Here is a 12515-nt window from a genome sequence, read left to right on the forward strand (position 1 = left end):
CCATCGCCGCCGCCATCGGCATCGACATCGTCTGTGGGGCGGGGGGAGGCGGCGCGGTGCGCACCGCGCGCAGATCGCCCTCGATCATCGAGAGGCGATCGACGACGTGACCGAGCGCGCTGTGGACGGCCTCGAGCGAGTCCTGGGTGTGCCGGTTGGTCTCGGCCTGACTGAAGCGGATGTCGGAGAGCTCGCGCTTGACGAGGTCGACCATGCCGGAATCGGGCGGCGGCGCGGAGCTGCGGCTCTCGGCGAGGGCCGCATAGGTCGCCTGCTGCCGTTCCAGGTGCCTGAGGATGTCGTGCAGCCCGTCCTCGACGCGGCTCAAATTGCCGTTGCGCGGATCGGCGGCGGCCTCGATCCGCTCCAGGAGATAGGAAACACGCTGCTCGAGATGGGCGAAGGTCGAGGCGGAATCGTTGCCGACCTGCATGCGGTCGAAACGGTCCGACAGCGCGCGGATCGCAGCTTCGAGATGCTCGGTGCTCTCGGACGGCTGCGGCCGCTCGCGGGTTTCCAGCGCCGCCGTGAGCGCCGCGATGCGCTGCTCCAGCGCCGCGAAGCTGTCGCCATGGCCGGACGCGCGGGTGATCTGGTCGACCTTGGACGACAGCAGCTGTACGTCTTCGGATAGCCGCGCCAGCGCCTCGTTGGAGGCGACGTTGGAGACGATGGCGCGCAGCGCGGAGATCGCGCCTTCGAGCTGCTGCACGGTCGAGGGATCGTCATTGGCGCGCAGGATCAGGTCGAGCTTGGCGCCGAGATTGCGGATCGCCTCGTCGTATCCGGTGAGCTGCTCGGCCGGCGTCAGCGTGCGCAGTACCTGCTTGATGTCGGACAGTGCGCGCTCGATGCCGGCAAGAACCTGCCCGTCGGTGCCGTTGGAGCGGGTCTCGTCGATCCGGCGGTGCAGCGAGCGGATCTCGTTCTCGATCGATTCGATCGCGCGCCGCGGCATCGCCTCGGTGATGGCGGCGCGGATTTCGGCCAACTCGCTGCGGAAGGCGTTGATGGCCTGCTCGGTATTGTCAGGCCGCTGCAGCGATTCGATCTGGCTCGTGATCTTGAGCAGATGGCGCTCGAGCGCGGAGAAATCCGGCCCCGGCTGCGGTGGCGGCGGCGCATAGCCAGGGGCGGGCGGCGCCATCGGCGGCGCGCAAGGAGCCGTTGGCGCAAGCGGCGGCGCGGCACGCGGCGGCATCTGCCGCGGCGCAAAGCCGTCGAGCTCGCTCTGGCGCGCGGTGATCTCGGCGACCGCGACGTCGAACGAAGCCGGGCTCAGGGGTGGTGAGCCGCGATAGACCTGCGCGGCGGCGCGCTCGACGGCATCGGCCTGGCGCTGGCGCGTCTCGGCCGGGGTGGGGCGAGGGGCCTGCGGCTGCGGCGCTTGCCGCTGTGGACGGGAGATCTGCGACAGGCGCGCGTCGAGCCGCGAGATCGCATCGTTGAGCTGGCGCGCGACGCCCTGCTCACGCGAGACGTCTGGTCGTGAGGCGTCTTGTCTTGAGGAGTCTTGGCGCGGCGCGGGTTTCGAGATTCGCTCGATCTGCTGAGTGATCGCGTCGAGCCGCTGGTGGATGTCGGCGACTTCGCGGCTCTCCTGACTCGGTCCTTGGCTCGGCACGTGCTGCGGACGCTGATCGTAGGATCCGCGGAAGTTGGGCGGGGCAGTATCGCCGAGCGTGGAGTTCAGCCAATCGTTGAGCGACATGCCGGCACGGCGCGCAGCAGCCTCGGCCCGCTCCCGGACGGATGGATCGATGCCGTCGACACTCCACGATACGCGCGAATTCATGACTCTGTCCGGTTCCGACTTCGGCACCCCACCCCGGCGCCTCCAGCTTCCCCACGCGTGCCGGTTGCAAAGACAATCGAATTTGGCGCGGGTCGTCTGCCTCGAAAACCGACTTTTTCCTGTTACGGTAAATAACGAGTTAAGGAATGCCGAGCCGCTGTCTTAAAGTTGGGCGGCGGGAACTGGGGGCGGTGTTGTGTCGCTCATCCGGTCCCGAAACAAACCGGTGTCATGCCCCGCGAAGGCGGGGCATCCAGTACGCCGCGGCTCCTCGGCTCTAGCCGCGCCCTCTCTGGAATACTGGATCGCCAGCCTTCGCGGGCGATGACAGCGGGGAGGCGGAAAGGGCTCGCGTAACGTCGGCGCCCTCAGCCCTTCTCGCGCTTGCCATCCTCGATCGGCACCACCGTCGCCTTGCCGCTCATCGCCGACAGCGCTTCCAGCGCCTCCTCGCAGAAATCGGCCACCATCTGCTCGTGGCGGGCGCCGAGCTGGAGCAGCAGCAGATTGCCGAGATCGAGCCGTCCCTCCGCCGTGCCGTCGGGAAAGCGCTTCTTCAGGATGCGCTCGTAATTGGCGTGGCGGTCGCGGTGGTGCTCCAGGCGGGCCATCAGGTCGGTGCGCATGGGCTCGATGTCGATGCTGTCGAGCGCATGCAGCCGCACCAGGAGGTCGTCCTTGATCGAGGGCGGCGTGCTTGGCCGCGCGGCCCAGTGCCGCAGTGCTGTTCGGCCCTCGGGAGTCAGCGTATAGATCAGTTTATTGGGCTTGCCCGACTGCACCACCTCGCGGCCCTGGATGTAGCCGCGGTCGCGCAGCTTGGAGAGCTCGCGGTAGATCTGCTGATGGTCGGCCTTCCAGAAGAAGCCGATCGAGGAATCGAACGTCTTGGCGAGTTCGTAGCCCGTCATCGGGCGTTCCGTCAGGCATGCGAGGATTGCGTCGCCCAGTGCCATGACTGGCCCCCTTCTTTAGGTTTGACCAAGCTGCTTGACTTTATGCGCATCGGCGCATATGCGTCAATGTGCATATGAGGCAGCGTGCAGGCGGGCCACAGGCCCGACTGAATAATCAAGTGAAATCAATCTCCTCGCTACTGTGCATGGGGTTGTTTTCGCACTTTTTGCCCTGGCCTTGAGGGAGGCACCCGACAATGACCGGCCTCGATTCCTGGTACGCCTACATGAAGTCTCACGACCGCGCTGCGCTCTGGGACTTGCTGCATCCCGACGCCGTGTTCGAAAGCCCGGTCGTGCATACGCCGCAGCGCGGCCGCGACATCACCTTCAAATACCTCTCCAGCGCCGAGAAGGTGCTCGGCGGCCCCGGCTTCACCTATGTCGGCGAGTGGCGCAGCGACAACGGCGCGGTGCTCGAATTCAAGAATGTCATCGACGGCATCGAGATCAATGGCGTCGACATCATCAGCTTCGATAGCGAGGGGCGCATCACCCACTTCAAGGTGATGGTGCGTCCGCTCAAGGCGATCAACATGCTGCACCGCCTGATGGCGGAGCAGCTTGCCGCCGCCCAATCATAAGCCCAACATCACCCTTCAAGCCCCAATACTTCAAGGACACGCCGGGAGACCCCAATGCCGATCTATAAAGCCCCCGTCGAAGACGTGAACTTCCTGCTCAACGACGTCTTCCAGATCGATCGCTACGACAACCTCGCCGGCTTCTCCGATGCGTCGAGCGACGTGCGCGAGGCCATCCTCGGCGAAGCCGCCAAGCTCGCCGAAGAGGTGCTGCAGCCGCTCAACCGCGTCGGCGATCTCGAAGGCTGCAAGCGCGCGGACGACGGCAGCGTCGCCACGCCGAAGGGGTTCAAGGAGGCGTTCAAGCAGGTCGCCGAGGGCGGCTGGCTCGGCCTGTCAGCGCCGACCGAATATGGCGGCCAGGGCCTGCCGGTGACGCTGAGCCAGGCGGTCAATGAATTCCAGATCTCCGCCAACATGGCGTTCTCGATGTATGGCGGCCTCACCATGGGCGCGACCGCGGCGCTCTTGGTGCACGGCACGCCCGAGCAGAAGAAGACCTACGTGCCGAAGATGGTGGCCGGCGAATGGACCGGCACCATGAACCTCACCGAGCCGCATTGCGGCACCGATCTCGGCATGCTCCGCACCAAGGCAGTGCGGCAGGCGGACGGCAGCTTCAAGATCACGGGCACCAAGATCTTCATCTCGGCCGGTGAGCACGACTTGGCCTCCAACATCATCCACCTCGTGCTCGCCCGCATCGAGGGCGCGCCGGCCGGCATCAAGGGCGTGTCGCTGTTCGTGGTGCCGAAGTTCCTGGTCAATGCCGACGGTTCGGTGGGCGCGCGCAACGGCGTCGTCTGCGGCTCGATCGAGCACAAGATGGGCATCCACGGCAATTCGACCTGCGTGATGAACTACGACAACGCCACCGGCTGGCTGATCGGCGAAGAGAACAAGGGCATGCAGGGCATGTTCGTGATGATGAACGAGGCCCGGCTCGGCGTCGCCGTGCAGGGCCTCGCGCAGTCCGAGGTCGCCTACCAGAACGCGGTCGCCTATGCCCGCGAGCGCATCCAGGGCCGCGCGCTGTCAGGCGTCAAGGCGCCGGACAAGCCGGCCGACCCGATCATCGTGCATCCCGACGTGCGCCGCACGCTGCTCTCGATCCGCGCGTTCAACGAGGCCGCGCGAGCCTTCGTGATGTGGACCGCGCTGAAGAGCGACGTCGCCCACCGCTCCGAAGACCCCAAGGACCGCCAGGCCGCCGACGACCACATGGGCCTGATGACCCCGGTGCTGAAGGGCTTCCTCACTGACTATGGCTTCGCCAACGCGGTGCAGGCGCAGCAGATGTATGGCGGCCACGGCTACATCGCCGAGCAGGGCATGGAGCAGTTCGTGCGCGATGCGCGCATCGCCATGATCTATGAAGGCGCCAACGGCATCCAGGCGCTCGACCTCGTCGGCCGCAAGCTGCCGCGCGACGGCGGCCGCGCCATCATGGCCTTCTTCGGCGAGGTCATGGCGTTCGCCAAGGAGAACGGCGGCGACGAGGCGCTGAAGCCCTTCATCACGCCGGTCTCGACCTCGCTCGGCCATCTGCAGCAGGCGACGACCTGGCTGATGCAGAACGCGATGGCTAAGCCCGACAATGCCGGTGCCGCCGCAACCGATTACCTGCATCTCTTCGGCTTCGTCGCGCTGGGCTACATGTGGGCGCGGATGGCCAAGGTGACGAATGCCAAGATTGCCGAGAGCGGGGCGACGCCCTATCTCTCCACAAAACTCGTCACCGGCCGCTTCTTCATGGAGCGGATGCTGCCGGAGACCGCCGCCAATCTCGCGCGCATCCAGGCCGGCTGCGCCACCATCATGGAACTGCCGGCGGAAGCTTTCTGAGCCTGCTTCCGCTGCCTGCTCCCAATCGTACCGAACATCACATCAGGAGGGCGTCATGCCTGAGGCATTCATCTACGACCACGTTCGCACCCCGCGCGGCCGCGGCAAGGCGGACGGCGCGCTGCACGAAGTCACCGCGCTCGCGCTTGCGACCGTGCCGCTGAAGGCGCTGAAGGACCGCAACAACCTGCCCGAGGATTCGGTCGATGACGTCGTGCTCGGCGTCGTCGATCCGGTTGGCGAAGCCGGCTCCGACATCGCGCGCTTCGCGGCGCTGAAGGCCGGTCTCGGCGAAGCCGTGCCCGGCGTGCAGATCAGCCGCTTCTGCGCTTCCGGCCTCGATGCCGTGAACTTCGCAGCGGCGCAGATCATGAGCGGCCAGCATGAGCTCGTGATCGGCGGCGGCGCCGAGTCGATGAGCCGCGTCGGCATCGGCGCCTCCGGCGGGGCCTGGCCGATGGATCCTTCGATGGCGGTGCCGGCCTACTTCATGCCGCAGGGCGTGTCGGCCGACCTGATCGCCACCAAGTACGGCTTCTCGCGCGACGACGTCGACGCCTACGCCGTGCAGAGCCAGCAGCGCGCCGGCAAGGCCTGGGACGAAGGCCGCTTCAACAAATCCGTGGTGCCGGTGAAGGACATCAACGGCCTCACCATCCTCGCCAAGGACGAGCACATGCGCCCCTCGACGACGATGCAGTCGCTGGCGCAGCTGCAGCCGTCGTTCACGATGATGGCGCAGATGGGCGGCTTCGACGGCGTCGCGGTGCAGTCGCATCCGGAGATCGAGCGCGTCAATTACGTGCACCATGCCGGCAATTCCTCGGGCATCGTCGACGGCGCCGGCGCCGTGCTGCTCGGCAGCAAGGAAGCTGGCAGCAAGTACGGCCTGAAGCCGCGCGCCAAGATCCGCGCATTCGCCAACATCGGCTCGGAGCCGGCGATGATGCTGACCGGTCCGGTCGACGTCACCGAGAAGCTGTTCGCGCGCTCCGGCATGAAGAAGTCGGACATCGACCTGTTCGAGCTCAACGAGGCTTTCGCCTCGGTCGTGCTGCGCTACATCCAGGCCTTCGACATCGACAATGCCAAGATCAACGTAAATGGCGGCGCGATCGCGCTCGGTCACCCGCTGGGGGCCACCGGCGCAATGATCCTCGGCACCGTGCTCGACGAGCTCGAGCGCACCAACAAGTCCACCGCCCTGGTCACGCTGTGCATTGGCGGCGGCATGGGCACCGCGACCATCATCGAGCGCGTCTAAGGGTTGAGGAGCAACCAACATGTCGTACAAGAACTTCAAGCTTGAGACCGATTCCGACGGTATTGCGCTCGTCACCTGGGACATCCCAGGCCGCTCCATGAACGTGCTCGACGAGACCTCGACCAACGAGCTCGAGGCGATCGTCAAGGCGACCACGGCGGATGCCGCGGTGAAGGGCGTCGTCATCACCTCGGCCAAGGAAGCGTTCTGCGCCGGCGCCGACCTGTCCATGCTCGAAGGCATGAACCAGGCCTATGCGAAGGTTTTCAAGGAGCAGGGCGAGACCGCGGCGAACCAGATGCTGTTCGACCAGAGCCGGCGCTTCTCGCAGGTGCTGCGCGGAATCGAAACCTCAGGCAAGCCGTGGGCGGCGGCGATCAACGGGCTCGCGCTCGGCGGCGGCTTCGAGATCACGCTGTGCTGCCATTATCGCGTCGCGGCGGAGAATCCCAAGACGCGCCTCGGCCTGCCCGAGGTCAAGGTCGGCCTATTCCCCGGCGCCGGCGGCACGCAGCGCGTGCCGCGCCTGGTGCCGCCGCAGGACGCCATGACCATCCTGCTCAAGGGCGACCCCGTCACGGTCGACAAGGCCAAGGCGCTGAATTTGATTCACGCCATCGTGCCCGCAGCCGACCTCATCAAAGCCGCCAAGGACTGGATCAAGGGCGGCGGCAAGGCCGTCGCGCCGTGGGACGAGAAGGGCTTCAAGCTGCCCGGCGGCCCGGTGTTCTCCAAGGCCGGCATGATGATGTTCCCGGCCGGCAACGCGATCTATCGCCGCGAGACCTACGACAATTACCCGGCCGCGCGGGCGATCATGAGCTGCGTCTATGAGGGCCTGCAGCTGCCGATCGACGCCGCGCTGCGGGTGGAGTCGCGCTACTTCACCTCGGTGCTGCGCTCCAAGGAAGCGGCTGCGATGATCCGCAGCCTGTTCCTGTCGATGCAGGAGCTCAACAAGGGCGCGCGCCGTCCCAAGGATGTGCCCGCGACCAAGGTGAAGAAGATCGCCGTGATCGGCGCCGGCTTCATGGGCGCGAGCGTCGGCTATGTCTCGGCCCGCGCCGGCCTCGACGTCGTCCTGATCGATCGCGACCAGGAGAGCGCCGACAAGGGCAAGGCGCATGCCCAGAAGGTGATCGAGGAGCAGATCAAGAAGGGCCGCGCCAAGCCCGCGGACGCCGAAGCGCTGCTCGCGCGCATCACGCCGACCGCGGACTACGCCGCGCTGAAGGACGTCGACCTCGTCATCGAGGCCGTGTTCGAGGACCGCAAGGTCAAGGCGGAGACTTTTGCCAAGGCGCAGCAATATCTGAAGCCTGATGTGATCTTCGCCTCCAACACTTCGACGCTGCCGATCACCTCGCTGGCCGAGAGTTTTAAGGATCAGGGGAAGTTCATCGGCATTCACTTCTTCTCGCCGGTCGAGAAGATGATGCTGGTCGAGATCATCCTCGGCAAGAACACCGGCGACGTCGCGCTCGCGACCGCGCTCGACTACGTCCGCCAGATCGGCAAGACGCCGATCGTGGTCAACGACTCCAGAGGCTTCTTCGCCAATCGCTGCGTCGGCCGCTACGTCGCCGAAGGCAACGAGATGTTCCTGGAGGGCGTGCCGCCCGCGATGATCGAGAACTGCGCCAAGATGGCCGGCATGCCGGTCGGCCCGCTCTCGCTCTCGGACGAGGTCGCGCTCGATCTCGGTCTCAAGATCATGAAGGCGACCGAAGCCGATCTCGGCCCCAACGCGATCAATCCCGAGCAGAAGAAGCTGATGGTGGAGATGGTCGAGAAGCAGGGCCGGCTCGGCCGCAAGAACAGCAAGGGCTTCTACGATTATCCCGAGAAGGGCAAGGGCCAGAAGAGCCTGTGGCCGGGCCTCTCGGCCTTGCAGCCGAAGCAGCTCGATCCCGATACGCTCGATATCGAGGAGCTGAAGCAGCGCTTCCTGGTGGTGCAGGCGGTGGAAGCGGCGCGCACGGTCGAAGATCACGTCATCACTGATCCGCGCGAAGCGGACGTCGGCTCGATCCTCGGCTTCGGCTTCGCGCCGTTCACCGGCGGCACCCTGTCCTACATCGACTTCATGGGCACGAAGAAGTTCGTCGAGCTCTGCCACAAGCTGGAGGCCAAGTACGGCTCGCGCTTCACCCCGCCGAAGCTCTTGGAAGAGATGGCCGCGAAGGGCGAGACCTTCTACGGCCGCTTCGCGCCGAAGAAGGCGGCGGCCTGACGAGAGGCTTGTAGCCCGGATGGAGCGCAAGCGAAATCCGGGAGCAGTCCTTCAACGCGAGAACCCCGGATTGCGCTTCGCTCCATCCGGGCTACGCAAATAAAGGCCGGATCATCGATCCGGCCTTCTTCATTTGCTGTCTCCGAACGGCGAGAAGGCGCGGCCCCCGACCGCATCGTCGGCGAGGCTGGCCTTCCAGCTGCCCTCGTCGCCGCGGCCGATGCGCACCTTGAAACGCCAACCATTCTGGTTGGTAAAGGCGACGTCCGCGCCGCTCTTCGTCCTGGCGTAGCGGCAGGGATATTCGGTCGGCCGGTCCGGAAAGACGATCTTGCCTTCCTTGCTCTCGAACACAGCCGAGGTGATCTGCGGATGGATCATGAAGATGCAATTGCGCTGCGACGCGACCGGCGTCGAGAGCCCGAGCATCGCGAGCGGCGCGCCGGCGGCGGTCATGAGGACGATCATGTTCATGGAGGCAATTGTCTCCTGGAGATGCTCCTTCGACGTCGCCGCGGATCAGATGGTTCACAAAAGGAAGGGCTGGATCATCGCTTGGGCGCTCTGCCTTGAGCCTTGTCACATCGATTGATGCGCTTTCGTCTCACCCCAGCACCCAATCCCTCCACCCCGGCCACGCTCGCTTCGCCCTGGCACCGCTCTTGCTGATGATCCACCGGATGGCCCATCGACAATGAAGGTGTCCCGCAATGATCCCCACGGTGTCTCAAGACAGCGCAGCCGGCGTTGCGGTAAGATACGCCCCCTTGTTGCTGCTGGATCGGCCGTGGCGCCGCCGCAGGCTCCTCCGGTGGCGCAGAAAAATTCCTTCGTGGTTTGGCCTGGTCTTACTCGTCCTCGTCTTTGATGTTGCGCTGGCCGTGCTTGCCTGGTTCGCCGTCGATCTCGTCCTGCACTGAAAGCTCACCTCTGTGCACGTAGAACGTCGCCGCCAAATAGGCGACCTGGCCGGCAATCAGGCAGCCGACGACGATTGGAACGCCCGTCCAGAATCCAAAGCCCGAGGTCTGAAGCACCGTCGCGGCAAGGATCGCAGTCGCCGGCGAGACCAGCAATAGAGTCCAGACTCGGAAGAATAGACCCGTCGCCAAGCCGGTGATTGCGCTCGCGAGCAGGAGGAGGATTACAGTCGTCACAATAGCTTTCCGGTCCGACGGTTAGCGTCCTGTCCCGCGCTGAAGTTGAGGCACAGGAGGATTGCTCTCACAAGGATGGCGACGTCCGCGGAGCGCAAAAGGCGGAGTTATTGTTAACCCGGACAATGCTCGTAAAATCCCCGTCAGCGCATCGCGAATCATCGGATTAGCGAATGACGCAAGCAAAGAGCCGAATCATCGGTCCGGCTCTTCGTCGACCCCGCCCGTCACGCTTCGCGAACGGCGGACCAGAGCTGACCGGCGATCATCTGGACAATCACTTGGCCTTCCGTCACGATCTGATTGCCGTCGAGGCCCAGCGCAGGGACTTGGCCCGAAGGAGGCCCCAACTTCAGATAATCCTCACCATTTCGGGCTTCTTGGCGCCGCTACCGACCTCGACCAGGCCACAGAGCGGGCTGGCCTCCAGGAGCACGAGGCGGGGACGGCGAGCACACACCGGGGAAACCATCCGGTTTCGAGGAATTTCCTTCCCCTGACGCTTGGCTCGGCCGAAAGAACGACTACATGCACCTGCTTGAAATAGTCAAGATTGATGCAGGTGCATCGAATGGAGTAAGAGACGGGCGACGAGCTTGAGCGGGACCATGAAACGCAAACCATCGACCGAGGCAACCGCCGCCTGGATCCGCCTGATGCGGGTGCAGAGCCGCGTGCTCGATTGCGTCGAGCAGGACTTGAAGAAGGCCGGCTTCCCACCGCTGGCCTGGTATGACGCGCTGCTCGAACTGTCGCGGGCGCCCTCGGGCGAGCTGCGGCCGGTGGAGCTCGAGCGGCAGATGCTGATCCCGCAATATTCGACCTCACGCCTGATCGACCGCCTGGTCGACGAGGGCCTCGCCTCGCGGCGCGAATGCAAGATCGACAAGCGCGGCCAGTTCGTCGAGATCACCGAAGCCGGCCGCGAGCTGCAGAAGCGAATGTGGGGCGCCTATTCGGCCGCGATCGAGAAATATGTCGGCTCCAAACTGTCGGACGCCGACGCCGTCAAGCTCAGCAATCTGCTCGATCGCCTGGGCTGCTCGTGCGGCGAGATGAAACTGCCGCCCGCGGCCGCCAACGAAACCATGCCGTCGCGATGATCGCGCGGCAATCCCGCTCGCCCGTGCAACCGGTGGGTTCGCGGGCCGTCCCTGTCACCCGCGCGCGTTCGGTCGAAGCGCTTTTGATTAGAGTTTGATATGGCGCGAGACCAGATCGACATGACGCCGCTGCAATCACGCGACGAGCTCGTCGCGTGGTTCGAGGCAGGCTGCAAGGACCCGTCCGAGTTCCGCATGGGCACCGAGCACGAGAAAACGCCGTTCACGCTCGACGGCCATCGTCCGGTGCCTTACGAGGGCGCGCGCGGCATCGGCGCGCTGCTCGAAGGCATGAAGCTCCTGCTCGGCTGGGAGCCGATCATGGAGCAGGGCAACATCATCGGCCTCTACGACGTCACCGGCGGCGGCGCCATCTCGCTCGAGCCCGGCGGACAGTTCGAGCTGTCCGGCGCGCCGGTCGAGAACGTGCACCAGACCCAGAGCGAGCTGATGGCGCACTTGGCGCAGGTGCGCGAGATCGCAACCCCGCTCGGCATCGGCTTCCTCGGCCTCGGCATGACGCCGTCCTGGTCGCGCGCCGATATCCCGGTGATGCCCAAGGGCCGCTACAAGATCATGACCAATTACATGCCGAAGGTCGGCCAATACGGCCTCGACATGATGTACCGGACCTGCACGGTGCAGACCAATCTCGACTTCTCCTCCGAAGCCGACATGGTCAAGAAGCTGCGCGTCTCGCTCGCGCTTCAGCCGGTCGCAACTGCACTGTTCGCCAATTCACCGTTCACCGAGGGCAGGCCGAACGGCTTCCTCTCGTTCCGGTCCGAGATCTGGCGCGACACCGACAATGCGCGCGCGGGCATGATGCCGTGGGCGTTCGAGGACGGCATGGGGTTCGAGCGCTATGTCGATTATGCGCTGGACGTGCCCATGTATTTCGTCAAGCGCGGCGAGGAGTACATTGACGTCTCGGGCTCCTCGTTCCGCGCCTTCTTCGACGGCCGCAACAACAACCTTCCCGGCGAGCGTCCGACCTTGTCGGACTGGGCCAACCACCTCTCGACGATCTTCCCGGAAGTGCGGCTCAAGCGCTATCTCGAGATGCGCGGCTCGGATGGCGGCCCGTGGGGCCGCTTGCCGGCGCTGCCGGCGTTCTGGGTCGGGCTGCTCTACGACGATGCCTCGCTCGATGCCGCCTGGGAGATCGTCAAGCACTGGAGCGCGCATGAACGCCAGGCCTTGCGCGACGACGTGCCGCGCATGGGCTTCAAGGCGCGGATCAAGGACCGCTATCTGTTCGAGATCGCCAAGGAATGCCTCGTTCTTGCTCATGCCGGCCTGCGCCGGCGCGGCCGGATCGATCAACTCGGCCGCGACGAAACCCGGCATCTCGAGCCGCTCGATCGCATCATCGATTCCGGCCGGACGCCGGCCGAGGAGATGCTGGATAAATTCAACGGACCCTGGAAGGGTTCGGTGGAACCGGCCTACGCGGAATACGCGTTCTAGACCTCTGAAGCCGGGCACCCAGGATTCAGTCGTTCATCGCCCATACAGGTTTGCGGCGATCAAATGACCGGCTGAAAAACCTGAGCGTCGTCAATAACTCGAAAGCTG

At 65.1% G+C, this 12515-nt stretch carries 9 protein-coding genes and 1 pseudogene; 6 read left to right on the forward strand and 4 right to left on the reverse strand.

The features are described 5' to 3' along the window. A pseudogene (locus tag XF30_RS06140) lies at window positions 1–1795 on the reverse strand (hypothetical protein); the annotation flags it as partial. Between the two features lie 368 nt (window positions 1796–2163). Next, the gene (locus tag XF30_RS06145; protein WP_036020538.1) at window positions 2164–2751 is read right to left on the reverse strand and encodes a PadR family transcriptional regulator; all 588 of its coding nucleotides are present in this window, start codon (window positions 2749–2751) and stop codon (window positions 2164–2166) included. 197 nt (window positions 2752–2948) lie between these two features. On the opposite strand from XF30_RS06145, the gene XF30_RS06150 reads away from it, so the two are divergent. From XF30_RS06150 to XF30_RS06165, 4 genes are read left to right on the forward strand one after another with little or no spacing between them, the layout of a single operon-like run. Next, window positions 2949–3335, forward strand: coding sequence for a nuclear transport factor 2 family protein (locus tag XF30_RS06150; protein ID WP_035996505.1), 387 nt, complete (start codon window positions 2949–2951; stop codon window positions 3333–3335). 54 nt (window positions 3336–3389) lie between these two features. Further along, entirely contained in the window at window positions 3390–5180 is a 1791-nt protein-coding gene (locus tag XF30_RS06155; protein ID WP_109142203.1) for an acyl-CoA dehydrogenase C-terminal domain-containing protein, read from the forward strand. A 55-nt stretch (window positions 5181–5235) separates the two neighbouring features. Further along, the gene (locus XF30_RS06160) at window positions 5236–6444 is read left to right on the forward strand and encodes an acetyl-CoA C-acetyltransferase (RefSeq protein ID WP_109142204.1); all 1209 of its coding nucleotides are present in this window, start codon (window positions 5236–5238) and stop codon (window positions 6442–6444) included. Between the two features lie 19 nt (window positions 6445–6463). Further along, complete coding sequence (locus XF30_RS06165) at window positions 6464–8677, forward strand: FAD-dependent oxidoreductase (RefSeq protein ID WP_109142205.1); 2214 nt, start codon at window positions 6464–6466, stop codon at window positions 8675–8677. Between the two features lie 129 nt (window positions 8678–8806). Here the strand turns inward: XF30_RS06165 and XF30_RS06170 are convergent, their stop codons facing one another. After that, on the reverse strand, window positions 8807–9151 hold the full coding sequence (locus tag XF30_RS06170) for a hypothetical protein (RefSeq protein ID WP_109142206.1): 345 nt from the start codon (window positions 9149–9151) through the stop codon (window positions 8807–8809). Between the two features lie 374 nt (window positions 9152–9525). After that, entirely contained in the window at window positions 9526–9834 is a 309-nt protein-coding gene (locus tag XF30_RS06175) for a hypothetical protein (RefSeq protein ID WP_225113003.1), read from the reverse strand. 608 nt (window positions 9835–10442) lie between these two features. Between XF30_RS06175 and XF30_RS06180 the strand changes: the two genes are divergently transcribed. Both XF30_RS06180 and XF30_RS06185 read left to right on the forward strand, forming a co-directional pair. Continuing rightward, complete coding sequence (locus tag XF30_RS06180; RefSeq protein WP_035996519.1) at window positions 10443–10937, forward strand: MarR family winged helix-turn-helix transcriptional regulator; 495 nt, start codon at window positions 10443–10445, stop codon at window positions 10935–10937. Between the two features lie 99 nt (window positions 10938–11036). Continuing rightward, window positions 11037–12407 carry a glutamate--cysteine ligase gene (locus XF30_RS06185; RefSeq protein WP_036020556.1) on the forward strand — a complete coding sequence of 457 codons (1371 nt, stop codon included), beginning with the start codon at window positions 11037–11039 and terminating at the stop codon, window positions 12405–12407. Window positions 12408–12515: the final 108 nt, after the last annotated feature.

Source organism: Bradyrhizobium sp. SUTN9-2 (genome assembly GCF_003122645.1).
Lineage (GTDB): Bacteria > Pseudomonadota > Alphaproteobacteria > Rhizobiales > Xanthobacteraceae > Bradyrhizobium > Bradyrhizobium yuanmingense.